This is a genomic window from Devosia sp., from assembly GCF_036676215.1.
Classification (GTDB): domain Bacteria; phylum Pseudomonadota; class Alphaproteobacteria; order Rhizobiales; family Devosiaceae; genus Devosia.
Genome location: NZ_JAKFDJ010000216.1, coordinates 1 through 23,749 on the forward strand (window position 1 = coordinate 1; position 23,749 = coordinate 23,749).

General features: G+C 64.4%; 30 protein-coding genes. 18 read left to right on the plus strand and 12 right to left on the minus strand.

What is annotated here, in order from left to right:
- The coding region (locus tag V6M52_RS17640) for a UxaA family hydrolase (protein WP_442881883.1) at positions 1–1,397 on the minus strand (1,397 nt) is incomplete at its 3' end.
- 119 nt (positions 1,398–1,516) lie between these two features.
- Here V6M52_RS17640 and V6M52_RS17645 point away from each other — a divergent pair.
- The 3 genes from V6M52_RS17645 (at position 1,517) to V6M52_RS17655 (ending at position 3,659) form a co-directional block, all read left to right on the plus strand.
- Positions 1,517–2,266 (plus strand): GntR family transcriptional regulator, encoded by a 750-nt coding sequence (locus tag V6M52_RS17645; RefSeq protein ID WP_332690428.1) that lies wholly within the window; start codon positions 1,517–1,519, stop codon positions 2,264–2,266.
- A 9-nt stretch (positions 2,267–2,275) separates the two neighbouring features.
- Positions 2,276–2,710, plus strand: a complete 435-nt coding sequence (locus V6M52_RS17650) for an RbsD/FucU family protein (RefSeq protein WP_332690425.1) — start codon at positions 2,276–2,278, stop codon at positions 2,708–2,710.
- 97 nt (positions 2,711–2,807) lie between these two features.
- A complete protein-coding gene (locus tag V6M52_RS17655; RefSeq protein ID WP_332702163.1) occupies positions 2,808–3,659 on the plus strand; it encodes a fumarylacetoacetate hydrolase family protein in 852 nt (283 codons plus the stop codon).
- Positions 3,660–3,779: 120 nt separating this feature from the next.
- Here the strand turns inward: V6M52_RS17655 and V6M52_RS17660 are convergent, their stop codons facing one another.
- Positions 3,780–4,154: a RidA family protein gene (locus tag V6M52_RS17660; protein WP_332702265.1), complete on the minus strand. Its 375-nt coding sequence runs from the start codon at positions 4,152–4,154 to the stop codon at positions 3,780–3,782.
- A 130-nt stretch (positions 4,155–4,284) separates the two neighbouring features.
- On the opposite strand from V6M52_RS17660, the gene V6M52_RS17665 reads away from it, so the two are divergent.
- The 3 genes from V6M52_RS17665 (at position 4,285) to V6M52_RS17675 (ending at position 5,982) form a co-directional block, all read left to right on the plus strand.
- Complete coding sequence (locus V6M52_RS17665) at positions 4,285–4,986, plus strand: DedA family protein (RefSeq protein ID WP_332690419.1); 702 nt, start codon at positions 4,285–4,287, stop codon at positions 4,984–4,986.
- Positions 4,987–5,039: 53 nt separating this feature from the next.
- The gene (locus V6M52_RS17670; RefSeq protein ID WP_332690417.1) at positions 5,040–5,615 is read left to right on the plus strand and encodes a tetratricopeptide repeat protein; all 576 of its coding nucleotides are present in this window, start codon (positions 5,040–5,042) and stop codon (positions 5,613–5,615) included.
- A gap of 70 nt (positions 5,616–5,685) precedes the next feature.
- Positions 5,686–5,982, plus strand: a complete 297-nt coding sequence (locus V6M52_RS17675) for a GNAT family N-acetyltransferase (protein ID WP_332690414.1) — start codon at positions 5,686–5,688, stop codon at positions 5,980–5,982.
- A gap of 1 nt (position 5,983) precedes the next feature.
- On the opposite strand, the gene V6M52_RS17680 is transcribed toward V6M52_RS17675, so the two are convergent.
- Positions 5,984–6,190: a hypothetical protein gene (locus V6M52_RS17680; protein ID WP_332690411.1), complete on the minus strand. Its 207-nt coding sequence runs from the start codon at positions 6,188–6,190 to the stop codon at positions 5,984–5,986.
- A 150-nt stretch (positions 6,191–6,340) separates the two neighbouring features.
- On the opposite strand from V6M52_RS17680, the gene V6M52_RS17685 reads away from it, so the two are divergent.
- Complete coding sequence (locus V6M52_RS17685) at positions 6,341–6,787, plus strand: hypothetical protein (protein ID WP_332690408.1); 447 nt, start codon at positions 6,341–6,343, stop codon at positions 6,785–6,787.
- A gap of 11 nt (positions 6,788–6,798) precedes the next feature.
- On the opposite strand, the gene V6M52_RS17690 is transcribed toward V6M52_RS17685, so the two are convergent.
- Positions 6,799–7,416: an alpha/beta hydrolase gene (locus tag V6M52_RS17690; RefSeq protein ID WP_332690405.1), complete on the minus strand. Its 618-nt coding sequence runs from the start codon at positions 7,414–7,416 to the stop codon at positions 6,799–6,801.
- Positions 7,417–7,565: 149 nt separating this feature from the next.
- Between V6M52_RS17690 and V6M52_RS17695 the strand changes: the two genes are divergently transcribed.
- Positions 7,566–8,960: an L-serine ammonia-lyase gene (locus tag V6M52_RS17695; protein WP_332702165.1), complete on the plus strand. Its 1,395-nt coding sequence runs from the start codon at positions 7,566–7,568 to the stop codon at positions 8,958–8,960.
- 9 nt (positions 8,961–8,969) lie between these two features.
- On the opposite strand, the gene V6M52_RS17700 is transcribed toward V6M52_RS17695, so the two are convergent.
- Positions 8,970–9,305, minus strand: a complete 336-nt coding sequence (locus tag V6M52_RS17700; protein WP_332702167.1) for a hypothetical protein — start codon at positions 9,303–9,305, stop codon at positions 8,970–8,972.
- Positions 9,306–9,323: 18 nt separating this feature from the next.
- Positions 9,324–9,989, minus strand: coding sequence for a helix-turn-helix domain-containing protein (locus V6M52_RS17705; protein ID WP_332690393.1), 666 nt, complete (start codon positions 9,987–9,989; stop codon positions 9,324–9,326).
- Between the two features lie 146 nt (positions 9,990–10,135).
- Here V6M52_RS17705 and V6M52_RS17710 point away from each other — a divergent pair, with 146 nt between their 5' ends.
- Complete coding sequence (locus V6M52_RS17710) at positions 10,136–10,855, plus strand: response regulator (RefSeq protein ID WP_332690391.1); 720 nt, start codon at positions 10,136–10,138, stop codon at positions 10,853–10,855.
- A 3-nt stretch (positions 10,856–10,858) separates the two neighbouring features.
- Here the strand turns inward: V6M52_RS17710 and V6M52_RS17715 are convergent, their stop codons facing one another.
- Complete coding sequence (locus tag V6M52_RS17715; protein WP_332702169.1) at positions 10,859–12,406, minus strand: PAS domain S-box protein; 1,548 nt, start codon at positions 12,404–12,406, stop codon at positions 10,859–10,861.
- A 112-nt stretch (positions 12,407–12,518) separates the two neighbouring features.
- On the minus strand, positions 12,519–12,965 hold the full coding sequence (locus V6M52_RS17720) for a pseudoazurin (RefSeq protein ID WP_332690387.1): 447 nt from the start codon (positions 12,963–12,965) through the stop codon (positions 12,519–12,521).
- A gap of 220 nt (positions 12,966–13,185) precedes the next feature.
- On the opposite strand from V6M52_RS17720, the gene nirK reads away from it, so the two are divergent.
- The 4 genes from nirK (at position 13,186) to V6M52_RS17740 (ending at position 17,365) form a co-directional block, all read left to right on the plus strand.
- The gene (gene nirK / locus V6M52_RS17725) at positions 13,186–14,313 is read left to right on the plus strand and encodes a copper-containing nitrite reductase (protein ID WP_332702171.1); all 1,128 of its coding nucleotides are present in this window, start codon (positions 13,186–13,188) and stop codon (positions 14,311–14,313) included.
- 67 nt (positions 14,314–14,380) lie between these two features.
- Complete coding sequence (locus V6M52_RS17730) at positions 14,381–15,274, plus strand: SUMF1/EgtB/PvdO family nonheme iron enzyme (RefSeq protein WP_332702173.1); 894 nt, start codon at positions 14,381–14,383, stop codon at positions 15,272–15,274.
- Positions 15,275–15,353: 79 nt separating this feature from the next.
- Positions 15,354–16,052 (plus strand): Crp/Fnr family transcriptional regulator, encoded by a 699-nt coding sequence (locus V6M52_RS17735; protein WP_442881884.1) that lies wholly within the window; start codon positions 15,354–15,356, stop codon positions 16,050–16,052.
- Positions 16,053–16,141: 89 nt separating this feature from the next.
- Entirely contained in the window at positions 16,142–17,365 is a 1,224-nt protein-coding gene (locus V6M52_RS17740; protein ID WP_332702178.1) for an NnrS family protein, read from the plus strand.
- A 6-nt stretch (positions 17,366–17,371) separates the two neighbouring features.
- Here the strand turns inward: V6M52_RS17740 and V6M52_RS17745 are convergent, their stop codons facing one another.
- The 4 genes from V6M52_RS17745 to V6M52_RS17760 are packed head-to-tail and all read right to left on the minus strand — an operon-like array spanning position 17,372 to position 19,835.
- Positions 17,372–17,683, minus strand: a complete 312-nt coding sequence (locus tag V6M52_RS17745) for a metal-sulfur cluster assembly factor (RefSeq protein WP_442881885.1) — start codon at positions 17,681–17,683, stop codon at positions 17,372–17,374.
- Positions 17,680–18,189: a DUF2249 domain-containing protein gene (locus tag V6M52_RS17750; protein WP_332702180.1), complete on the minus strand. Its 510-nt coding sequence runs from the start codon at positions 18,187–18,189 to the stop codon at positions 17,680–17,682. Before V6M52_RS17750 ends, V6M52_RS17745 begins: the two co-directional genes overlap by 4 nt.
- Entirely contained in the window at positions 18,186–19,538 is a 1,353-nt protein-coding gene (locus V6M52_RS17755; RefSeq protein WP_332702182.1) for a hypothetical protein, read from the minus strand. Before V6M52_RS17755 ends, V6M52_RS17750 begins: the two co-directional genes overlap by 4 nt.
- 45 nt (positions 19,539–19,583) lie before the next feature.
- The gene (locus tag V6M52_RS17760) at positions 19,584–19,835 is read right to left on the minus strand and encodes a DUF2249 domain-containing protein (RefSeq protein WP_332702184.1); all 252 of its coding nucleotides are present in this window, start codon (positions 19,833–19,835) and stop codon (positions 19,584–19,586) included.
- Positions 19,836–20,094: 259 nt separating this feature from the next.
- Here V6M52_RS17760 and ccoN point away from each other — a divergent pair, with 259 nt between their 5' ends.
- Genes ccoN through V6M52_RS17785 form a run of 5 tightly spaced genes read left to right on the plus strand, consistent with a single transcriptional unit; the run spans position 20,095 to position 23,729 of the window.
- Positions 20,095–21,738 (plus strand): cytochrome-c oxidase, cbb3-type subunit I, encoded by a 1,644-nt coding sequence (ccoN, locus tag V6M52_RS17765; RefSeq protein WP_332702186.1) that lies wholly within the window; start codon positions 20,095–20,097, stop codon positions 21,736–21,738.
- Between the two features lie 4 nt (positions 21,739–21,742).
- Entirely contained in the window at positions 21,743–22,474 is a 732-nt protein-coding gene (gene ccoO / locus V6M52_RS17770; RefSeq protein ID WP_332686298.1) for a cytochrome-c oxidase, cbb3-type subunit II, read from the plus strand.
- Positions 22,475–22,648, plus strand: a complete 174-nt coding sequence (locus V6M52_RS17775; protein WP_332686296.1) for a cbb3-type cytochrome c oxidase subunit 3 — start codon at positions 22,475–22,477, stop codon at positions 22,646–22,648.
- Positions 22,639–23,520: a cytochrome-c oxidase, cbb3-type subunit III gene (gene ccoP / locus V6M52_RS17780; protein WP_332702188.1), complete on the plus strand. Its 882-nt coding sequence runs from the start codon at positions 22,639–22,641 to the stop codon at positions 23,518–23,520. Before V6M52_RS17775 ends, ccoP begins: the two co-directional genes overlap by 10 nt.
- Complete coding sequence (locus V6M52_RS17785) at positions 23,517–23,729, plus strand: hypothetical protein (RefSeq protein ID WP_332702190.1); 213 nt, start codon at positions 23,517–23,519, stop codon at positions 23,727–23,729. The genes ccoP and V6M52_RS17785 overlap by 4 nt, the downstream gene beginning before the upstream one ends.
- The last annotated feature ends 20 nt before the right edge of the window (positions 23,730–23,749 follow it).

Below are 23,749 nucleotides of genomic sequence, written 5' to 3' on the forward strand. Positions count from 1 at the left end.
CAATTGATGTCCATGTCCTCGGTCATGCGGGCATACATGTCCGAATTGGTGGCGAGCTTCATCGAAGGCACCGGCTTGCAGCCATAGGCCGAGCCGCGCCCGGTGGTGAAGGCCAGGATATTGGCGCCGCCGGCCACCTGACCGGTCGCCGAAACCGGATCAAAGCCCGGTGTATCCATGAAAACGAAGCCCTTCTCGGTGACCGGCTCGGCATATTCGTAGACCGCTGTCAGCGGCGTCGTGCCGCCCTTAGCCGCGGCGCCGAGGGATTTTTCGAGAATGGTGGTGAGGCCGCCCAGCTTGTTGCCGGGGGAGGGATTGTTGTTCATCTCGCCATGGTTGCGACGGGTATAGTCTTCCCACCAGTGGATCCGGCTGATCAACTTTTCGCCCACTTCGCGCGTCACGGCGCGGCGGGTCAGCAGGTGTTCGGCGCCGTAGATCTCGGGCGTTTCGCTGAGGATGGCAGTACCGCCATTGCGCACCAGGATATCGGCGGCATAGCCGAGCGCCGGGTTGGCGGTAATGCCCGAATAGCCGTCCGAGCCACCGCATTGCAGCGCCAGGGTCAGGTGCGAGGCATCCACCGTCTCGCGGCGGGCGGCGGCGGCGATGGGCAGCATCTCCTTGACCTTCTCGACGCCCCACTCGATCATTTTCCTGGTGCCGCCGCGCTCCTGGATGGTCATGGTCTGGAAGGTCTCGCCCTCCTCGATGCCATACATGTCCTTCATGCGGCCAATCTGGAACACTTCGCAGCCGAGACCGACGAGCAGCGCCGCGCCCAGATTGGGGTTGGACGTATAGCCCCACTGCGTGCGCTTGAGGATATCGAAGCCTTCACCCCGACTCTCCATGCCGCAGCCCGTGCCATGCACGAAAGGCACAATGCCGTCGATTTCGGGATAATCCTCGAGCAGGCCGGAGCGGTTGATCGCCTCGGCGACGAATTTGGCCACGGTGGCCGAGCAGTTCACCGAGGTGAGGATGCCGATATAGTTGCGCGTGCCCACCTTGCCATTGGCGCGGCGATAGCCTTCGAAGGTGGCGCGCTGGCCCAAGGGCACCATGTCGGGCGCTACGACGCCTTCGGAAAAGGCATAGTCATGGGTCAGCGTACCGTCGCCCGCGCCCATGCCGCAATTGTGCTCATGCACCCAGTCGCCCGGGACGATGGCCTCCTTTGCAAAGCCGATGATCTGGCCGAACTTGAGAATGGCTTCGCCCGCTCCGATCGGCCGGATGGCGAATTTGTGCCCGCGCGGCACGCGGCGGATAATGCTGACGCCCTGCGGCGTTTCCGCGCCAATATCGAGATTGGCCAGCGCCACCGCGATATTGTCGGCGGCATTGAGCACCAGCGTACGGGACTGGGGGCGGATCATCGTTTCGGACATCGGGGCACTTTCGTGGGGGTCAGGTCTCAACTTCGCTTTACGCCGGCCCGGTTTGCCGCCAGATTGCAGCGGCGGCAGCGGGCATTGTAAGGCGCCTTGCTAATGACTAACATGTTAGCATGAACAACCATACAAGTTCCTACTCATTTTTGACTCGACCGGCGACGCTGGCGCGCGGCAGCGTCACCGCGGACGTCACCCATGCGATCCGCCAGGCCATCGTCACCCTGGCTTTGCCGCCCGGCAGCGCCATCGACAAGTCGCTGATCTGCGCCGAACTCGGTGTCTCCCGCTTTCCGGTGAGCGAGGCGCTGGCACGGCTGCAGATCGAGGGGCTGGTCGATATCGCCCCGCAGCGCGGCTCCACCGTATCGCTGGTGCGCATCGCCGATGTCCGCGAATACATGCTGATCCGCAAAGGCCTCGAATCGGAGGCATTGCGCGTGCTGATCGGCAGCCACGACCCCAGCCTGATCGACGCGCTGCATGCCAATATGGCCGCCCAGCGCGAAGCGGCCGAGCGCGACGACGCCGAGACTTTCCACCAGATCGACGTCGAGTTCCACGACATCATCTATCGCTCGATGCGGCTCACCAAGGTCAAGACCATCATCGATTCCGCCCGCGCCAATCTCGACCGGGCCCGGCGGCTGATCATCACGCCGCGCCGGCTGGCGCTGACGATTGCCGAACACCAGGCCATCTTCGACGGCATCCTGGCCGCAAACGCCGCCCAGGCCACCCGCGCCATCCGCGCCCATATCGACGCGGTGATGGTCGAACTCTTCGCCTTTGCCCGCGAACATCCAGGCCTCTTTGCCGATGGCGAGACCCTGGGCACCGACAGCGACAGTTTTCCCTTCGGCTAAGGACTTCCAATGCTCAAGAACATTCCACCCATTTTGGGGCCTGACCTGCTCGCCATCCTGCGATCGATGGGGCATGGCGATGAGATCGCCATCGTCGACGCCAACTATCCGGCGGACTCGGCCGGGCCTGTGCTGGTGCGGCTCGACGGCCTCAGCGCCACCGACGTGCTCGACGCTATCCTGACGCTGATGCCATTGGATGACTTCGTCGAGGAGGCCGCCTTCTGCATGCAGGTGGTGGGCGATGGCAACCGGCGCGAGCCGATCATGGACGCCTTCGAGACCATCCTCCACCGGCATGAGCCCAAGATGGACCTGGCCTCGCTGGAACGCTTTGCCTTCTATGACCGGGTCAAGACCGGCTACGCCGTGGTCCAGACCGGCGAGCGCCGGCTCTATGGCAATATCGTGCTCAAGAAGGGCATCGTCCGTCCCGACGGCTGAAAATGCCGCGACCGAACCGATCGGGCCAAGGTCGCCCTCGACAGACTAACATGTTAGCGGCTAAGGCCTAGTCAAACGGCAACGGGGATACTCAACCATGAAACTGCTCCGCATTGGCACCAAGGGCGCGGAAAAGCCCGCAATCCTGGCCGAAGACGGCTCCATCCGCGATCTCTCCGGCATTGTCGGCGACATTGGCGGCCAGACGCTGACGCCCGAGGGCCTGGCCAGGATCCGTGCGCTCGATATCGGCGTGCTGCCACGGCTCGATGCCGGCCAGCGCATCGGCCCCTGCGTCGCCAATGTGGGCAAGTTCATCTGCATCGGGCTCAACTATGCCGACCATGCCGCCGAGACCGGTGCCCCGATCCCGGCCGAGCCGATCATCTTCATGAAGGCCACCAGCGCCATTATCGGCCCCAATGACGATGTGATCATCCCGAAAAATTCGATCAAGCCGGACTGGGAAGTCGAGCTGGGCGTGGTCATCGGCAAGGAGGCCCGCTATGTCGAGGAGGCCGACGCCATGGAGCATGTCGCCGGCTATTGCGTCATCAACGACGTCTCCGAGCGTCACTTCCAGACCGAGCGCGGCGGCACCTGGGACAAGGGCAAGGGCAGCGACACCTTCGGCCCCATCGGCCCCTGGCTGGCGACGCGCGACGAAGTCGCAGACCCCCAGCAGCTGGGCATGTGGCTCGAGGTCGACGGCAAGCGCTACCAGAACGGCTCGACCCGCACGATGATCTTCGGCGTCGCCCATGTGGTGAGCTATGTCAGCCAGTTCATGAGCCTGCAGCCGGGCGACATCATCTCGACCGGCACCCCGCCGGGTGTCGGCATGGGCATCAAGCCAAATCCTGTCTGGCTCAAGCCCGGCAACGTCATGCGCCTGGGCATAGAAGGCCTCGGCGAGCAGCAGCAGAATGTGAAGGCTTATAGCGCTTAGCTTCACCACCTTTCCCTTCGGGGAGAGGTCGACCCTCTTGGGTCGGGTGAGGGGGCCTTCCCCAACGCCGCACCCAGTAAAGGCCCTCTCACCTCTCCCCCAAAGGGAGAGGTGAGAGGGCTACGGCCGCCGCGCCACCAGATCGATCTCCACCAATGCCCCCACCGCCAGTGCGGTTACGCCTATCGTGGTCCGCGCCGGCAATTTTCCCACCTCGAAAAAGCTCGGCCACATGACATTGAGCCCATCATAGTCGCGCTCGAAGGCGGCGAGATAGATGCGGGCCATGGTGACGTGCTCCAGCCCCAGGCCGATCCCGCCGAGTATCAGCTTGAGATTATCCATCACCCGCCTGGTCTGCGCCTCGATGCCGGCCGGCAGTGGCGCGTCGGGCGCCGCTGGATCGGTGGGCATCTGGCCGGTCACGAACACCCAGCCATCGGCCTCCACCGCATGGGAAAACGGCGCCACCGGACGCGGACCCGAGGCGATCATATGATGCAGAAGCTGGGTCATGCTGACACTCCAATGCGATAGTGCTTGAGCCTCACCGTTCGGACAGCCATAAGTCAACGGCCCGTGCGCGTTGCGCACCGCTCATCAACACCGTGAGACCGATTCAGCGATGTTCGATATCTTCCACACCGTGTCGACCTATCTCGAGAGCTTTCTCGATGCGATCTCCGGCAATTTCTGGCTGACCTTCTGGTTCATCTTTGCCGTCGCCATCGGCGAGGCAGTATTCATCCTCGGCCTCTTCGTGCCCTCGACCCCGGTGCTGCTGATGGCCGGCGGCATCATTGCCGAGGGGCGGCTGCCCTTCTGGGAAGTCTATTTCGCCGCCGTGATCGGCGCCATCATCGGCGATGCCATTTCCTACATCATCGGCCATTTTCTCAGGGACTCGATCAAGGAAGTGTGGCCGTTCCGCAATCACCGCGCCATGATCGCCCGCGGCGAAGTGTTCTTTGCCAAGCATGGCGGCAAGGCCGTGTTCATCGGCCGCTTCATCCCCGGCGTCAAAGCCGTGATCCCCGGCGTCGCCGGCATCATGGGCATGAATTACGCCTATTTTACCCTGATCAATGTCACTTCGGCCTTCGCCTGGGCGGCCGCCCATATCCTGCCCGGCATGCTGCTGACCGCCTGGCTCAAGTCGATCGGACTGTCGCTCGAGCTGGTCATCGTGGCTGGCACACTGATCCTGGCTACGCTGTTCATCCTGCTGCATTACCATCGCCGCATCCTGCTGTTTTTCGCCCCCTGGCTCGGCGGCATCGGCCGCTCCATCCAGGCCCGCTGGGGCGCGCAGGACGCCGCGCACTGATCACGAAATGCTGTCTTGCGACGTGACCGGAAGCGGATCACTGTTTCGGCATCATGCGTCGCTGGATCGCCCGTAACCGGTTCGTTCTCGCCGCCCTTTTCGGGCCCTTCATGGTTTTTACCCTGGCGCTTCCGCCGGTCACCGCCCAGAGCGAACGCGAAACCGCCGCACTCGATGCGCTGTTCGCCCAGCTCCGTGCGGCACCCGATGAAGCAGCGGCACGAGCTATCACCAACCAGATCTGGACCTATTGGTTCACCCCTTCCGACCCGACGCTTGCCGCACGCATGCGAGACGTGCTGCGGCTCCGCCAGCGCGCCGACTTTCCCGGCGTCATTGCCCTGCTCGATGCCATCATTGCCGATTATCCCACCTATGCGGAGGGCTGGAACCAGCGGGCGACGGTCTATTACCTGTTGCGCAATTACGACCAGTCCCTGGCCGATATCGCAAAGGTGCTGGAATTCGAACCCCGCCACTTCGGTGCGCTGGTGGGGCGCGCGGTGATCTACAAGAACCAGGGCAAGGACGATCTGGCGCTCAACGACATCATTGCAGCGCTGGCCATCCACCCTTTCCTCGTCGAGCGGGCCCTGTTTCCCGAACTCGAAGGCATCAAATTCATCTGACGCATTGACCTCGTCTTGCGGCCCGGCTCTGCTGTCCCCACATGCAGTCCGATCGCAACGAAAGACGTCCATGACCGACACCGACCTGACCGTGCTCCGTGAAGACGGCGCGACCCGAGGCCGCTATCTCATCCATCTGGCGCCCGGCTTTGAGGCGGAAATGACCTTCCGCATCGGCGAGAACGGCACCATCACCATCGACCATACCGGCGTGCCGCCCGAATATGAGGGCCGCGGCATAGCCGCCCGGCTGGTCCACAAGGCAATTGCCGACGCGCGCGAGCAGGGCTTCAAGATCGTGCCCATCTGCTCCTATGTCGTCGCCCAGTTCCGCCGCCACCCCGAATGGGCCGACCTGCGCGCCTGAATTAGTGGCCTGAAGCGCTGCGCTGCCGGAAGATCTCGGTCAGCCGGGCCAGCGCAACCAGATGGATATGCTCAGGCGTAGTCGGCTCCTTGAGGCAGGTGACCTCCGTCACCACCGTAAAGACGCAGCCATCGCGCTCGCCGGTAGCGGCGAATTCGAGCCGCCGCCGCCTCGGCCAATAGCGTGCATAGGTGACCTTGAACTGCATCGGAAGCCGTCGCGCACCCTGTCCTCTGCGGCGGCCTTGCCGGCCGCCACATGACGCTGGCAGGCGTCTGCCATCGCGTCAACCATCCGCAGTCACCTGAACCCCCTGCCCATCCGCTGTGTTATGCTAGTGGCAACAGAGGAGACCGCCATGAGCCCGCTCGAAACCAAGGTCCGTGCTTTGTTTGACGCCTATGGCAAGCGTAGCGACGACGCGCTGCAAGATCCGCCTCGGGAGGATGTCGAGGGCGTGATCAAGTTTTTTGCGCCCTTCTTCGTCGAATCAAGCCCCCGAGGGGTGATCGGCGGCGCCAATGACGACAGGTTCCGCCAGGTGATCCCGAGCGGCTTTGCCCGTTACCGCCAGGTCGGCGGCAAGCACATGACCATCAAGGGGATCAGGGTCATCGAGCTCGACCGCCTGCACGCGGTCGCCGACGTGGATTGGCAGTTCGACTACGTCAACAAGGCCGGCAAGAGCGGCCAGGTGACCTTCACCAATTTCTATTGCGTCACCATCGCCGACGGCGCGCCCAAAATCTTTGCCTATGTGACGCCGGACGAAGACCAGGCCATGCGGGAACACGGCCTGGTTTAGGAGGCGAGGGCTCAGCCGCGTGGCGCAACCAGGCCGCCGAGGAAGGCTTGCGTCTCGCGCAGTTCCTCGGGCCGCAATTCGTGGCCACCCTGATGCCAGAACAGCGACGTCTTGGCGCCATTGCCGGCGAAGTAGTCGCTCAGTCCCTGCGTCATGGCGGCCGGCGCCATGGGATCACGCTGGCCCGCGGTGATCAGCACCTGCTTGCCGGAGAAATCGGCCTTGGGGGGCGCGAACGGAATCAGCGGATGCATCAGCACCGTGGCGTCGAACAGCGCCGGCGCCGCGAACTGCACCGATGCCAGGATATTGGCGCCGTTCGAATAGCCCAGCCCGATAATCTGCCGCGGCGTGCTCTCGGCCCGCCGCGTCTCGACAAAGGCGATCATCTGCGCGGTGCGCATCGCCAGGTCGTCCATGTCATAGACGCCCTCGCCGGTGCGCCGGAAATAGCGCAGGGCCCCGCCCTCGCTGACATCGCCGCGCGGGGCGATAATGCGTGCGCCGGGCAGCAACTCGCTGGCCAGATCGAAGAACTGGTGCTCATCGCCCCCGGTGCCGTGAAAGACCACAAACAGCGGCGCGGCGGCGTCGGCGCCCTTGCCCTCGCGATAGTGATAGTCGGCCATTGGCCAGTCTCCTGAACTGATGTTGACCGATATATCGGCCGGCGCGCCCCGCGGAGCAACCATCGCCGGCGGCCACGCACTGTTGTCATTTGCGGAACAATCGCGCAGCTGTCGATTGCTGGCCGACCGCTTTCATGCACAATGGGACAATGTTCCTTTCCATCTTCGACGTCTTCAAGATCGGCATCGGGCCATCCAGCTCCCACACGATGGGGCCGATGACCGCTGCCAAGCGCTTTCTCGACGAACTGGCCACCGGCGACTGGCCGCGCGCGGCCAGTGCCCGCCCTGCGGCGCTGACAGCGAGCCTGCACGGTTCGCTGGCCTTTACCGGCATTGGCCATGGCAGCGGCCGCGCCGTCATTCTCGGCCTCTGCGGCGAAGACCCGAGGACAGTCGATCCCGACGCCATGGATGGTCTGGTCGCGGCCGTCGAGGCGAAAGGGATCGTGCATCCCCCGGGCCACGCAGCCTATCGCTTCCGTCCGGCCGTCGACCTAGTCTTCGACAAGCGTAATCCCCTGCCCGGCCATCCCAATGGCCTGCAGTTTGCCGCCTATGACACCGATGGCCAATTGCTGCTGCGGCGCGCCTACTATTCGGTCGGCGGCGGCTTCGTGGTCAGCGCCGAAGAGCTCGACGCCCTCAAGCATGCGTCACCGGCCCAGGCCGACGTGCCCTATCCCTTTGCCAACGCTCGGGACATGCTGGAGATGGCTGCCGCCTCGGGCCTGTCCATTGCCGGCATGAAGCGGGCCAATGAGGAAGCCAGCCGCAGCCGCATCGCGCTCGACCGCGGCATCGACGAAATCTGGTCAGTGATGAGCACCTGCATTGACCGCGGCATCGCCCAGGACGGCATCATGCCCGGCGGGCTCAACGTCAAGCGCCGGGCGCGCGGCATCTTCCTCCAGCTCGATGCGCAATGGCAGCGCAACGAGCTCACCCCGCTGATGGCCAATGACTGGCTGAGCCTTTATGCCATGGCCGTCAATGAGGAGAATGCCGGCGGCGGCCGCGTCGTCACCGCGCCCACCAATGGCGCTGCTGGAGTCATCCCGGCCGTCATGCGCTACTACCTTAAATTCAACGCCGCCGCGGGTCCGCAGGACGTTCGCGACTATCTGCTGACCGCGGCCGCTGTGGGTGGCATCGTCAAGCACAATGCCTCGATCTCGGGCGCCGAAGTGGGCTGCCAGGGCGAAGTCGGCTCCGCCTCGGCCATGGCCGCTGCCGGCCTCTGCGCCATCATGGGCGGCACCCCGGCACAGGTGGAGAACGCCGCCGAAATCGCGCTGGAACACCATCTCGGCATGACCTGCGATCCGGTGGGAGGGCTGGTGCAGATCCCCTGTATCGAGCGCAACGCCTTCGGCGCCGTCAAGGCCGTCACCGCCGCGTCCCTCGCTCTCAAGGGCGATGGCACCCATGCCGTGCCGCTCGATGCCTGCATCGAGACGATGCGCCAGACCGGGCTCGACATGAGCGAGAAATACAAGGAGACGAGCCTGGCGGGCCTGGCGGTAAACGTAGTGGCGTGTTGAGCGGCGCGTTCAGCCAGGCGTAGTTGTCGGTGGATTGACGTCGTGCAGCTGGACGCTCTCGGCAGCGCTTTCCAGCAATGCCCTGGCGACGATCTGCTCGTCCCGCACTGTCTCGAGATAAACCCGGAGCAGGATGTGCCCTGACACGGGCAGCTGCAAATCCCTGAGGTCAACGGGAGCCTGATCCAGGCCGTGCGGGACCAGCTCGGATGGCGCCTGGTCCGCGGGCGGGGCAAAGCACTCGTGGCGGTGGATACCGAGTGCATCAAGCCGCGCAATGGTGGTCTCGACATCCTTAACGGTTGCGAAGATGCCGATGGCCATACGCCGGCGGATCGGGTCCATGGGCTTGTCTCCACCCACTCAGTGCATATTGCCGTCGCACTGCGCGAGCAGCCGAAGCCGGTCCATGTCACGCACGAAAAAGTTGCCGCGGTTGGGCAGGTCGATCACCCGCATGGCCCGTATCCGGGTCATGTTGCGGCTGACCGTCTCGATGGTGAGGCCGAGATAATCGGCGATGTCGGCGCGGCACATGGGCAGCGGAACCATCGGGCTGGTCGTCCTGCCGGCCATCGACAACAGAAAGCTGGCGATGCGCTCGATCGCGGTCTTGCGGCACAGCAGGATCGACAGATCCTGCATGCTGGCCACTTCGTCGCCGGCCACCTTGAGCAGCTTTTCGGCCAGTTCGGGGCGCTCGCGCATGGCGCGCAGCAGCGAGGATTTATGGATGGCCCGGACACGGGTCATGGTCAGCGAATCGCAATCGAAGCGGTAGGTATCGCCATGACCGAAGCCGACAATGTCGCCGGCAAAGGCAAAGGCGACGATCTGGCGACGTCCATCGGGGAAAATCTTGTAGGCGCGAACGGCGCCGCTCAGGATCTCATAGAAGCCCGTGGTTTCGTCGCCTTCGCGGAACAGCGCATCATAGGCGGCCAGCAGACGGACGCCGCTGGCGCCGACCGCGCCGCCCATCCAGGGCGTTTGAGTATCAACTGTCGATGCGATAGTGGATAGCTGCATGATATGTCCTCGGGACCAGCAACGTGTTGTCGTCGCCGGGACATATAGACAGGGCTATGTAAGTGCCGTTCTGGCGCTTCGTACTGGATTGTAACCCAATGTATCGGGCGACGGCGCCCCACGAAAACGGAAGCGGGATTACGCTGATGGTTGAGGGGCAGCATCACATTCTGGTCGTGGACGACGACGATCAGGTGCGGCGCATGCTGCGGCGATGCTTTGAAGACGAGGGCTACCGCGTCAGCGAAGCGGCCGACCAGCCCGGGGTGGATGCCGCATTGGCGACGGGCATCGATCTCATCACGCTCGACCTCAATCTGGGCGGCACCGACGGGCTCGCCATCGCCCGGACCGTGCGGCAGAACTGGGACCTGCCCATCATCATGATCACCGGCAAGGGCGACATGATCGACCGGATCGTGGGGCTCGAAATCGGTGCCGATGACTATATCGCCAAGCCGTTTCACCTGCGCGAGGTCCTGGCGCGCGTCCGCTCGGTGCTGCGCCGCGCCGGGCCGCGCACCCAGCCTGCCGCCGCCCCTTCCACAGCGCGAGTCGGTTTCGACGGCTTCGTGCTCGACCTGGACCGCCGCGAGCTGAGCGGGCCGGATGGCGTGGACATCCGCATCACCAGTGGTGAATTTGATCTGTTGGCATTGTTCGCGCAGCATCCACATCGCGTGTTGAGCCGCGACCAGATCATGGACCTGCTCAAGGGGCACGACTGGGCCCCCAATGATCGGAGCATCGACAATCAGATTGCCCGGCTGCGCAAGCTCATCGAGGCCGATATCCAGCAGCCGAGACTGCTCAAAACCGTGCGCGGCGCGGGCTACAGTTTCACACCGAAAGACCTGCGGACCTGAGGCTCACAGCTTGAGGGCGTCGGCGATGGCAGCCGCCAGCTCGGCCAGGCGGTAGGGCTTGCGCAGGACCTTGAGGTCCTCATGGGCCGTCCGATTTCCTGCCAGTTCCTCGGCATAGCCCGATGTCAGCAGGACTGGCATATGCGGATAGAGCGCGCGCGCCTGCAGCCGCAGCTCATAGCCCGACATGCCGCCAGGCATCACCACGTCGGTAAACAGCAGATCGACCCCCTGGCTGGTCGCGAGCCGCTCCAGCGCTTCCGCCCCGCTGGCGGCAGACAGCACGACATAGCCCAGCTGCGTCAGGCGCGAGACGGTGAGCTTGCGCAAACGGTCATCATCTTCCACGGCCAGAATGGTCTGACCTGCGCCCGGTGCGGTGACTTCAGCATCGCCGTCCTCCGCCGCGCGCGGGGGTTCGACACGGTACCGGGGCAGGTAGATGGTGACAGTGGTGCCCTTGTCCCCGGTGCTGTCGATCATGGCGAGCCCGCCCGATTGCTTGGCAAAGCCATAGATCATGGAGAGGCCGAGACCGGTGCCGCGCCCCTGCCCCTTGGTGGTGAAAAACGGCTCGAACGCCCGCTCGCGCACCGCATGGCTCATGCCCGTGCCGGTATCGGACACCGACAGGCGGACATAGTCGCCGGGCGGCAGCCCATCCAGGCGGCCCGACATCTCCGCATCGATCGCGGCATTGCCGGTCTCGATCAGCAGACGCCCGCCATCGGGCATGGCGTCTCGCGCATTGACGGCGAGATTGACGATGGCGCTTTCCACCTGGGAGGGGTCGACCCGGGCGGACCACAGATTGGGCGTCAGTGCATTGGAGAGATAGATGGTGGCGCCCAGGGTGCGATGCAGCATATCGGTCAGGCCGACGACAAAGCTGTTGAGATTGACACTTTCCGGCTCAAGATGAGACCGGCGCGCAAATGCCAGCAGCCGGGTGGTCAGGCGCGCACCAAGATCGGCGGCCTCCAGCGCCTCGGTGGTCAGCTCGCGCTGCGAGGGCGACGTGAGCTTGCTCTCCAGCATTTCCAGATTACCGATGATAACCGTCAGCAGATTGTTGAAATCATGCGCGATGCCACCCGTGAGCTGGCCCATGGCTTCCATTTTCTGGGCGTGGCGCAGCGCCATTTCGGTCGCCTTGCGGTCGGACAGGTCGTGAATGATGCCGGTGAAGTGAGCGCGGCCATCCATCTCGAATTCGCTGACCGCCAGATGCATCGGGAACAGCGTGCCATCGCGCCGCCGGCCGGTTACCTCGCGCCCGATGCCGATGATTTTCCGCCGTCCGGTCGAGCGGTAGTTGTGGATGTAGCCGTCATGTTCGGAATGGTAGGGCTCGGGCATGAGAAAATGCACATTGCGCCCCAGAAACTCCGATTGTTCATAACCAAAGAGGCGCGCCGCCGCCGGATTGACGGTGGTAATGGCACCCTGCCCATCGATGGTGATGATGGCGTCAACGGCGGATTCCAGTATCGCCTGCAACTTGCGGGCCTGGCCCAGCAGGGAGGAATTGGGTTCGTTTGGGTCCGACACCGGGCGCTCACTCTCTTGGTTGCAGGGTGAGTCGTAGCGAGCCGCGACGGCCGGCACAAACAAAAACCCCGCAGGCGAGCCTGCGGGGTTTTCAGAAGATTCGGTGAGGTCTTTAGAGCGCCAGTTCGGTGTAGATCGCTTCAAAGCGCTCGCCGACCTTCTTGGGAACCTTGATGGCCTTTATGGCTTCCAGATTCGTGGTGTCATCGCCGACAAAGATCAGCCCAACCATGCCCATGGCAAAGTGCGGCGTGCATTTGACGCCATAGACGCCGGGGACATCGACTGTGAGCGCAAAAGTCTCGTTGACCTTGCTTTTGAATATCTCGACGCCTTCGGGCAGCATGTCCTTGATCGCTTCGACATTGTGCCCCTTGTCCGTGGGAATGAACGTCACCGTGTCGCCAGGCTGCGCCTGAACGAAGGCCGGCTCGAACACCATGGTGCCGGCCACGCCCTTGTTGAGCATGTGTACCTCGTAGTCGACGGCAAGCGCGGGGGCGACGGCAAACCCGGCAAGGGCAATTGCGGCGATCGCAGTCTTGAGAGCGGTGCGCATGTTTGGATCTCCTTAAAGTGGGGTCCTGTCGCGGGCCCGTTCGCCCCTTCTCTAGGCACTGCCCGCTTCACCTTCTTTGACCCGCGTCAAACTCGCTCGAATTTATAAAGTCAGGAAATCCGGCGGTTATTTGCGCTCAATCAAAGAAACTGGACCGCAGAGCCAATACTCAAAATCATATGGGCCAAGAAGAAGTCGAGCCCACAAACAGGATACTGAGATGGCAAATCTTCCAGGAATTTCGCGCCGCGCATTGCTTGCTGGCGCCACCGCAATTGGCGCAGCAGTACAGTTGGCAGCAATATTGCCCGCCGCCGCGCAGGAAGCTGCTGCAACGGCCCCGGTCGACCTCAGCACGCTGGAACGCGTCAAGGTCGAACTCCTACCGCCCCCATTCGTGCATGCTCACGACCAGGTGGCGACCGGCGCTCCCAGGATTGTCGAGTTCACGCTGACGATCGAGGAAAAGCTGCATGAAGTGGACGCCGAGGGCACGACCGTCTGGGCCATGACCTTCAACGGCTCGGTCCCCGGCCCGCTAATGGTGGTGCATGAGGGCGACTATGTCGAACTGACGCTGGTCAATCCCGACACCAATCTGATGCAGCATAATATCGACTTGCACTCGGCAACCGGGGCGCTGGGCGGCGCGGGCCTCACCATCGTCAATCCGGGCGAAAAGGCGATCATGCGCTTCAAGGCCACCAGGGCCGGCGTATTCGTCTACCACTGCGCGCCCGAGGGCATGGTGCCCTGGCACGTCACCGCCGGCATGAACGGCGCCATCATGGTGCTGCCACGCGAAGGCCTGACCGACGGCAAGGGCAATGCGCTGGGCTACGACCGCATCTACTATGTCGGCGAGCAGGATTTCTACGTGCCCAGGGACGAGGAGGGCAATTACATTGCCTATGAGAGCATCGGCGACGGCTATGCCGACACGCTTGAAGTCATGCGCACGCTGATCCCGAGCCACGTCGTGTTCAACGGCAAGGTGGGCGCCCTGACCGGCGAGAATGCCCTCACGGCGGCCGTCGGCGAGCGCGTGCTGGTGGTTCACTCGCAGGCCAACCGCGATACGCGGCCGCACCTGATCGGCGGGCATGGCGACTATGTCTGGCAGAGCGGCAAGTTCCACAACGCGCCAGAGGTCGACCTCGAGACCTGGTTCATTCCCGGCGGTGCCGCGGGCGCGGCGCTCTACACCTTCCTGCAGCCGGGCGTCTACGCCTATGTCAATCACAACCTGATCGAGGGTTTCGAGCTGGGAGCTGCGGGGCACTTCAAAGTGACCGGTGACTGGAACGACGACCTGATGACCAGCGTGCTGGCGCCCAGCCCGATCTGAACGCGCCACTTAACGCAGCCATGCGCGGCGCCAGCGGTGCCGCGCATACCGCAACCAGAGATGCCAGATGACCGCCCTCGCCCGTCCACTCAACGATCTCCTCAATTCGCTGGCCCTGCCGGCGAGCCTGCTGGTCGTCGGCACGGTGCTGATCGGTCTGCAACTGGGCGTGCCGCGGATCGATCTGGGGCAGGCCCGCATCGCGGGGCCGGAGACGGTCACGCTGGCGCCTGCCGATTTCACCTATCGCGCCGAGGGCCACTTCCTGCGCGACGGCAATCCGGTCGACGCGCCCATGCTCCAGGCGCGACTTGATGCACCGCTGGTGATCATGAAGTATCAGGTCAGCGCCGCCGACTATGCCGCCTGCGTCGCCCAGGGCGCCTGTCCGCCCGCCGAGCCGCGCAATATCGGACAGGGGGACGTGCCGGTCACGGGCGTCAACTTTAACGACGCCACCGACTATGCCGCCTGGCTATCGCTCAGCACCGGCCAGGACTGGACCCTGCCGACGGATCGGCAATGGGCCTTTGCCGCTGGATCGGGCTTTGCCGACGACGCCCTGGGACTGGCCGAGGACAATGCCAACCCTGCCGCCCGCTGGCTCGCCAATTATGAGAAAGAGGCAGCGCGCGAGAGCAATGCCGGCCGCGTTCCACTGCCCCTGGGCAGTTTCGGCAGCAATGAAAACGGCATTGCCGACATGGGCGGCAATGTGTGGGAGTGGACGCAGACCTGTCACCGCCGGGTGCATGTCGATGCGGCTGGCACCGTGCTCAGCGAAACGCCGGCCTGCACCATCAAGGTGCTCAACGGGCAGCACCGCACGCCGATGAGCTTTTTCATCCGCGACGCCAAGAGCGGCGGATGCTCGGTTGGCATCCCACCCGACAATCTCGGCTTCCGCCTGGTGCGGCAGCCAGCCTGGCATGAACGCTTGCTGGGACTGTTCGGTGCCTGACCACTGCGGCTGATTGCCGAATACCGGAATGGGCGACTATCGTGTAAGTCAGAGCCGACAACACGATGGGACAGCTATTTTGGCAGGAATTGACCGCAGCCTCGTGCGCGCATTGCCGCTGTTCAATAAACTGAGCGACGCCGAGCTGGATCGTCTGCTCGCCCGCGCCACGATGCGGCGGGTTGCAATGGGCGAAGCGGTGTTCGAGCAGGGGCAGAAGGCCGACCGGTTCTTCCTGCTGCTGCATGGGCGGCTCAAGGTCACCCAGGTCACCGCCGACGGCCAGCAGATCATCGTTCGTATGGTGCATCCCGGTGATATTTTCGGCTTTGCCAAGGCGCTGCAGCGCGACGACTACCCGGGCACGCCCACCGCCTCCGCCGAAAGCGTGGTGATCTGCTGGCCCACCGAAGTGTGGGGCCTGTTCGTGGAGCAGAACCCCCATCTCGCCGTCAACGCCATGCAGACGATCGGCCAGCGCCTGCAGGAGGCCCATACCCGCATTCGCGAAATGGCCACTGAAGAGGTCGAGCGCCGCGTGGCCCATGCCGTGCTGCGATTGATCGAGCAGGCGGGCAAGACCGAAAGCGCCGGTATCCGCATCGACTTCCAGATCTCCCGGCAGGACATTGCCGAGATGACGGGAACGACGCTGCACACGGTCTCGCGCATCCTGAGCGCCTGGGAGGCCAAGGGACTGGTGGAGGGCGGGCGGCAGAAGCTGCTGGTGCGCGACGCCGCAGGCCTCAGGATCCTGGCAGAGGGCGAGGCCGACTAGACTGCCGCACTCGTTGCGCCAGGACAAAGACCCTGGCCACATCCGGGGTTAGACCGCCCGCTGAGCCAAGCTGCTCGGCTGGAGCCCCCATGACCCAAGTCCCACCTGCAATCGCCAAGCGCCAGCCCGTTCCGCGCGGCATAGCGCGCAGCGGGCCCGTGATCTTTTCCTATGGCTTCCGCCCGTTTTTTCTGGCCGCCGGCCTGTGGGCGATTGCCGCAATGGCACTATGGATCGGGGCCCTGACAGCGGGCTGGGAGATCGGCGGCAGCTATGGGGGCGCCTATTGGCACGCCCACGAAATGCTGTTCGGCTACAGTTCTGCCGCGCTGGCCGGGTTCCTTTTGACCGCCGTGCCGAACTGGACCGGGCGCCTGCCGGTATCAGGCACGCCGTTGATTGTGCTCTTTGCAATCTGGTGCGCAGGACGGCTGGCTTTGCTGGCCCCCGACATGCTGGGCCTGGGCCTGCCCCTGTCCATCGCCATCGACGCGGCCTTCCTGCCGCTACTGCTGGCCATCTGCGCCCGGGAGATCATCGCCGGTCGCAAATGGAAGGACCTCAAGATCCTGGGCGGAATCCTGGCGCTGGCGCTGGCCAATCTCTGCTTCCATCTACTGGTCGCCTGGGGCGGGGATGCCGGGCTGGCCAATCGGCTTGGCGTGGGCGCCTTCGTCATGCTGGTCACCATTATGGGTGGGCGCGTTGTGCCCAGTTTCACCCGGAACTGGCTGGTCAAGCGCCACAGCATCGATCTGCCGGCGCCCTATGACCGCTTCGACACCGTTGCACTGCTGACCGGGCTTGCGGCACTGCTCCTCTGGGTCACCCTGCCGGGCACAGTCTGGACGGCGCTGGCCTGCCTCCTGGCGGCTTGCCTGCATCTGGTGCGGCTCTGGCGCTGGCGCGGCTGGCAGACTTGGGACGAGAAACTGGTGCTGGTGCTGCACCTTGGCTACGCCTTCGTGCCGGCTGGCCTTCTGGCAGTGGCCCTAGCGCAGCTGGGCTTGGTCGAAGCGACGGCGGCTTTGCATGTCTTCACGGTCGGCACGATCGGGGTTATGACCCTGGCGATCATGAGCCGGGCCACCCGCGGCCATACCGGCCTGCCGCTGGTGGCGTCCCGCATGACGACAGCGAGCTATGCCGCATTGATCGCCGCCGCCCTGCTGCGCCCGCTGGCCAGCGTCTGGCCGGACTATGCCACCGAGCTGCTATCGGCAACGGGCCTCTGCTGGATCATCGCCTTCGCGCTCTATGTGATCGAATATGGCCCGGTGCTGGTCCAGCGCCGCCGCGAGCGGGGCGAATAGGCCTACCTAGCGCCCGAGCAGTCCGGCGATCTCCGGCGCGATGCGTGCCGGGGACCAGGGCGGGTCATAGGTCAGCCGAACATCGACGAATTCTATGCCCTCCACCGCCCAGGCGCGGTCTTCCACGGCCTGGCGGATGAAGCCGGTGGCGGGGCAGCCGCGCGTCGTCGTGGTCATGCTGATAGTGGCGACGCACCCGTCAGTGACCGACACATCGTAGATCATGCCCAGATCGACCACGTTCTGCCCCAGCTCGGGATCGATCACCAGCTTGAGCGCCTCTTGCACCTGCCCGGCAAGATCCTCGTCCCGGCTCACGATCGGCCTCCAGCTCTTATCATCAGGCGGTAGGCCTGCCCGTCCTCATCTAGATCGCCCACCCAGGCATGGCCGCGCGCCTGCAGTTCGGGGAAAAGGAAAATCGGCTCGCGGCCCAGCAGCGCGAACAGCACCTCCCCGTCCACCATGGTTTCGAGCCTGGCGAGAATGCGCACCATGGGCTCGGGCGGATCGAGCTCGGTGCAATCGAGGTAATGCGCCGGATCGGGCCAGGTCTCGGGGGCATCGACATTCGGCTCGACCGCGTCGACGTGATCGCGGTCAGTCGGGGTGAAGATGACCATCCATTCGCCATCCTCGAGCGCGCTGGCTTCGCTGGCAAAACCCTGGCTGGCCATGACGTGAAATAGCGGCTCGGGCTTGAAGGTGGCATAGAGCTTGAGGCGCTGGCCTTTGGCCAACCGGCCCACCGCCCCCATGATGGCGCCAAAGGGCTCGCCGCCATGGCGCAGGATCGGGCGGACATCGAGTTCGAGATCGTTCATGGCACTTTCCTCGCAGGTGGCAAGAAGGGGTGGGGTCGCGCAAAGCCGCGCCGCAGCTCGAGCGGCACGTTCAACAGCTCGCGCGAGCGGTAGAAATGGCGGGCAATGGCCAGCGTCGCGAAAAGCTGCACGCCGACGAACAGACGGAACGCCGTGGGCAAATCGACCAGCAGGCAGAGCGTCGCAAAGCCCACGGCCGCATAATAGGCGCCGAACCATGGCGCGGCGCGCGGCTCGTCGACCAGGTCCTGCACCCGGGGCGTCTGTCGCTTGCCCAATACCGGCGCGAAACACTCGAGCCAGGTCAGAAACGCAATGATCTTGTAGAGCTTGGCCAGACCCAGACCGCCGAGCCAGCCGAAGGCGAACAGGTAGGTCAGGGCACCGATACGGGCCTGCAATTGCCCTGTGGCGAGTAGTACCAAAAGCAGCATGGCAGAGCCGAGAAGCGCGGCGAAGGCGCCGATGGCGGCCACGGCGTTGAGCTCGATGTTCCGCCGTTTGCGCTGCCGGTAGAGCGCGACCACATCGCTGGCATAGACGCCCAGCGCGAGGAGGCCGGTCGCTGCTGCCGCGAGCAACAGGCCTGTAAGACCCGCCTCGGCAGCCATGGCGAAGGGGATCGCCGCCGCGACCAGCACCAGCGCCAGAGTGCCGGTTGCGAGCACGAGACGGGTCGAGAACCGCTCGGTTTCGGGTGCCAGCATGAACATGGCCAGGAGGCGGTAGCTGACGCCCATGGCCGCAAAGGTCATCCAGCCGCCCAGGCCCAGCAGCGCATGCAGCGGCACGCCATTGAGCAGCAGCGACAGCGCCATGTCACCGCCCAATAGCCCCGACAGGACCAGCGCAAAAGTCTCGCCGAGCAGCACCGTGCCCAAAAGGGCGGCCAGCCCCACCACGACGAAGCGGGCGGGCAGGGCCAGCGGGCGCGCAGCCCACAGCGTGCGACCCAGCGACAGCATCACCGCGCCAAAGCCGGCAACGAGCAACAGCCCGCCCAGCGGCAGCACTTCGGTCGGAACGGAAAGGATCTCCGCCACGCCCGCAAATCCGGCCAACAGCGCGAACAGCCCAAGCAGGATCGCCGCCAGCGCGACGGGCGGCAGCGCCTCCCCCAGCAGGGGCCGCGCGACCAGCACGGGGACGAACTGGAACAGTGCGCCACACATCAACAGGCTCAGCCAGCCAATGGCGACGAGATGGACCAGGATCAGGGTTTCAGGCGCATCGATTGCCGCGCCCGGATAGCCGAAACCGATCACCATCAGGCTCTCGGCCGCCAGTAGGCAGACAAGGGCACAGGTGAAGTAGGTCAGTGTCCAGCGGGACAGGCTCGCTCCGGGCATGGCAATCGTCTCCAGGGGCGGCGCAGCCAGGCTGCGCCGCACAGATCAGGCCGCCGCCTGCCGGCCCAGATTCACCCGCCAGACCTCCGGACCGCTCTCGAGATAGGTCCACGAAAACTGCCCGGGATACTCGGCTTGCAGCTGGTAGTGCAGTGGCTTGGGGTCGTGATCGTTGATGATGGTGAAGGCCTCGCCCACTCCAAGCGCATTGGCCATGGCGAAAATGCGCGGATGACGCTGGCCGGGCGGCACGATGCGGACGTCGATGAAGGACGGGGGCGTCTCGGTTTCGGACATGTTGGTCGGTTCTCCGCTGGCCGCAGGAAGGAAGGTGCCGGGCGGCGGCCAAAACCCCGGCTGAACCATGCCTTAGGCCATGGGCACCCACGCCACTTTGTCGCCGGACAAACAAAACCACGCGTGGCGCGGCAACTCGCACACAGGCGATCAGCATAGCGGCAGGTCTTTGCGCTGGATCAAAGACCGAGGAGGTTTTTCCGCTACGGCTCACGGGGAAAGCGGGCTTGCACCCGCGGGCTGGAACGGGACCACCAACATGATTGCAGATCTGACGCGGGCCGAACGGCAATGGGCCATGATGATCCTGGGCGTACTGGGAATTGTCGGGCTGGCCATGGCGGTTGCCGGACGCAACGACCTGCTGGGCATTCACGGCTGGATCGTGCTCGCGGCCGGGCTTGGCGGTTTTGTCGTGTTCATGCGCGGCAAGGATGCGCCCGAGCCCAGCGATGACCGGCTCAACGAATATTACGATGCGCCCACCCGGCTTGGCATCATCCTCACCCTGCTCTGGGGCGTGGTCGGCATGGCCGCCGGCCTCTGGGTCGCCTCGCTGCTGGCCTGGCCGGAACTGACATTCGATGCTGCCTGGGCCAGCTTTGGCCGCCTGCGCCCGGTCCACACCAGCGGCGTCATCTTCGGCTTTGGCGGCAATGCGCTGATCGCCACCTCATTCCATGTGCTGCAGCGCACGACGCGCGCCCGCCTGCCCGACCAGATCAGCCCCTGGTTCGTGCTGCTGGGCTACAACCTGTTCTGCGTCATCGCCGCCAGCGGCTATCTGATGGGCCTGACCCAATCCAAGGAATACGCCGAGCCCGAATGGTACGCCGATATCTGGCTGGTCGTAGTCTGGGTGGTCTATTTCGCCATCTACATGCGCACCCTGGCCCGCCGCAAAGAGCCGCATATCTACGTGGCCAACTGGTATTACATGGCCTTCATCCTGGTCGTGGCGATCCTGCATATCGTCAACAACCTGGCCGTGCCGGTGTCCTTCGGCAGCGCCAAATCCTATTCGCTGTTCTCGGGCGTCCAGGATGCCATGACCCAATGGTGGTATGGCCACAACGCCGTGGCCTTCTTCCTCACCGCCGGGTTCCTCGGCATGATGTACTATTACCTGCCCAAGCGCGCCGGCCGGCCGATCTTCTCCTACCGGATGTCGATCATCAGCTTCTGGGGCATCACCTTCATGTATATGTGGGCCGGTTCGCACCACCTGCATTACACCGCCCTGCCCCATTGGGTGCAGACGCTGGGCATGGCCTTTTCGGTGGTGCTGCTGGTGCCCAGCTGGGCCTCGGCGGGCAATGCCCTGCTGACGCTGAACGGCGCCTGGCACAAGGTGCGCGACGACGCAGTATTGCGCTTCATGGCGCTGGCCGCGATCTTTTACGGCATCACCACTTTTGAAGGCTCGTTCATGGCCATTCGCGCCGTGAACTCGCTCAGCCACTATACCGACTGGACCATCGGGCACGTCCATGCCGGCGCCCTGGGCTGGGTGGCCATGATCACCTTCGGGTCGCTCTATTCGATAGTACCGTCGATGTGGAAACGTCCGGGCCTCTATTCGGCCAAGCTGGTGGAAGTCCACTTCTGGCTCGCCCTGTCGGGGACTGTCGTCTACGTCTTCGCCATGTGGAATTCGGGCGTCATCCAGGGCCTGATGTGGCGCACCTATACCGAGAGCGGCACCCTCAGCTACTCGTTCATCGACAGCCTCGTGGCCATGCATCCCTACTACATCGCCCGCGCCTTTGGTGGCCTGCTGTTCCTCCTTGGCGCGCTGGTCGCTCTCTACAACGTCGTCATGACCATCCGCGTGCCCGCCCCGGCGACGGACGATGTCGCGATCGACATCCCCGTCCAGCCCGCCCTGCAAGCCGGAGAATAGACCCATGTTCGGCCTACACTACAAAATCGAACGCAGCGCGATCGGCCTCGTCACGTTCATCGTGCTGGTCGCTTCGATCGGCGGCCTGATCGAGATCGCGCCGCTCTTCACCATCGACGAAACCGTGGAGCAGGCGGCCGACATGCGCGTCTATACGCCGCTCGAAGTGGCCGGGCGCAACATCTACATCCGCGAAGGCTGCTATGCCTGCCACAGCCAGATGATCCGCACTTTGCGCGACGAAGTGGAGCGCTATGGCCCCTATTCGCTGGCGGTGGAAAGCAGCTACGACCATCCCCAGCTCTGGGGCTCCAAGCGCACCGGGCCGGACCTGGCCCGGCTGGGCAACAAATATTCCGACGACTGGCATACCCTGCATCTCTTTAATCCGCGTGACGTGGTGCCCGAGTCCAAGATGCCGGCCTATCGCTGGCTGCTCCGTGACCCGTTGCGCACCGACGATCTGGGCAATCACCTGGCGGCGCTGCGGGCGGTTGGCGTGCCCTATACCGACGAGCAGGTCGCCAGTGCCTCGCTCGACGCCTATGGCCAGGCCAACCCCGAGACCGCGGCCGCCGATGGTGTGGCGGAACGCTATGGCAGCGAAACCAATATCCGCATGTTCGACGGGGTCTCGACCCGCCTGACCGATATGGACGCGCTGGTCGCCTACCTGCAGGTGCTTGGCAACCTGACCGATGCCGCCCATCAACCCAATCAGCCGGAGGCGGAATAGATGCCCTTCGACCACGATACCGTCGTCGGCTTCTCCAAGTCGTTCGGCCTGTTCTACCTCGTCACCCTCAGCGTCATCGCGCTGGCCTGGACCTATTGGCCCTCCAACAAGAAGGGCTTTGACGAGGCCGCCAGGCTCCCCGTGCGCGAAGAGGAGGACCGGCCATGGCGGTAGGCGAACGCGACAAGATCTCGGGGCAGATGACCACCGGGCATGAGTGGAACGGCATCAAAGAACTCAACACGCCCGTTCCGCGCCCGGTCTACTTCTTCCTCATCACCATGGGTGGCTTTGCCATTCTGTGGACCGTGCTGATGCCGAGCTGGCCGGGGATCAACGGCTATTTCCGCGGCCTGCTGGGCGCCGACCAGCAGGCCGCTGTCATCCAGAGCGTCGAGGCAGCACAGCTTGAGCGCGCCAGCTGGACCAGCCGCATCGACAGCGAAGACTTCGCCGCCATCCAGGCCGACGAGGAGTTGATGACCATTGTGCGCCAGACCGGCGCGGCTCTGTTTGGCGACAATTGCGCCGGCTGCCATGGCGCCAGGGCCCAGGGCGGGCCGGGCTTCCCCAATCTCGCCGCCGCGCCGATCATGTGGGGCGACGATCCCGAAATCGTGGCCGAGACCATTCGCGTCGGCATCAATGCCACCAGCGCGGAAACGCGCTTTGCGCAGATGCTGGCCTTTGGCCGCGACCAGATGCTGGAGCGTGCCGATATCGACGCGGTGGTGGCCTATGTCGAAACCTTGTCCAAGCCTGACCTGGTTGCGACCACCGATCCGGCAGTGCTGGCGAGAGGCGCTGAGCTCTTCGCGACCAACTGCGCCGGTTGCCACGGTGAAAATGCCCAAGGCATGACCGATACCGGCGCACCGAACCTGACCGACGGCTACTGGACCTATGGTGGGGACCACGCCAGCATCCGCCACTCGGTCTATAACGGGCGCACCGGCACCATGCCCTCCTGGGAAGGGCGGCTGTCGCCGACCGAGATCAAGCTGCTGACGCTCTATGTCCTCGACCTGCGGGCCGCCCAGCAATGAGCACCCCCTCGGTCACCCATGACAGCGACGCCCGGCGGCACGGCACGCGCCGGCTGCTGCTGATTGCTGCCGTGGTGATCGTCGGCGTGCTGCTGGCCGCCAATGCCCACCTCGTCTACGTCGCCTTCTCCTCCCAGCCTGATTGCGTCACCCACCTCAAGGGCGAGGGCGAGCCCGGCACGTTCCGCGCCGCCAAATCGGCCTGCTGACCACCAACCCAACGGATCGC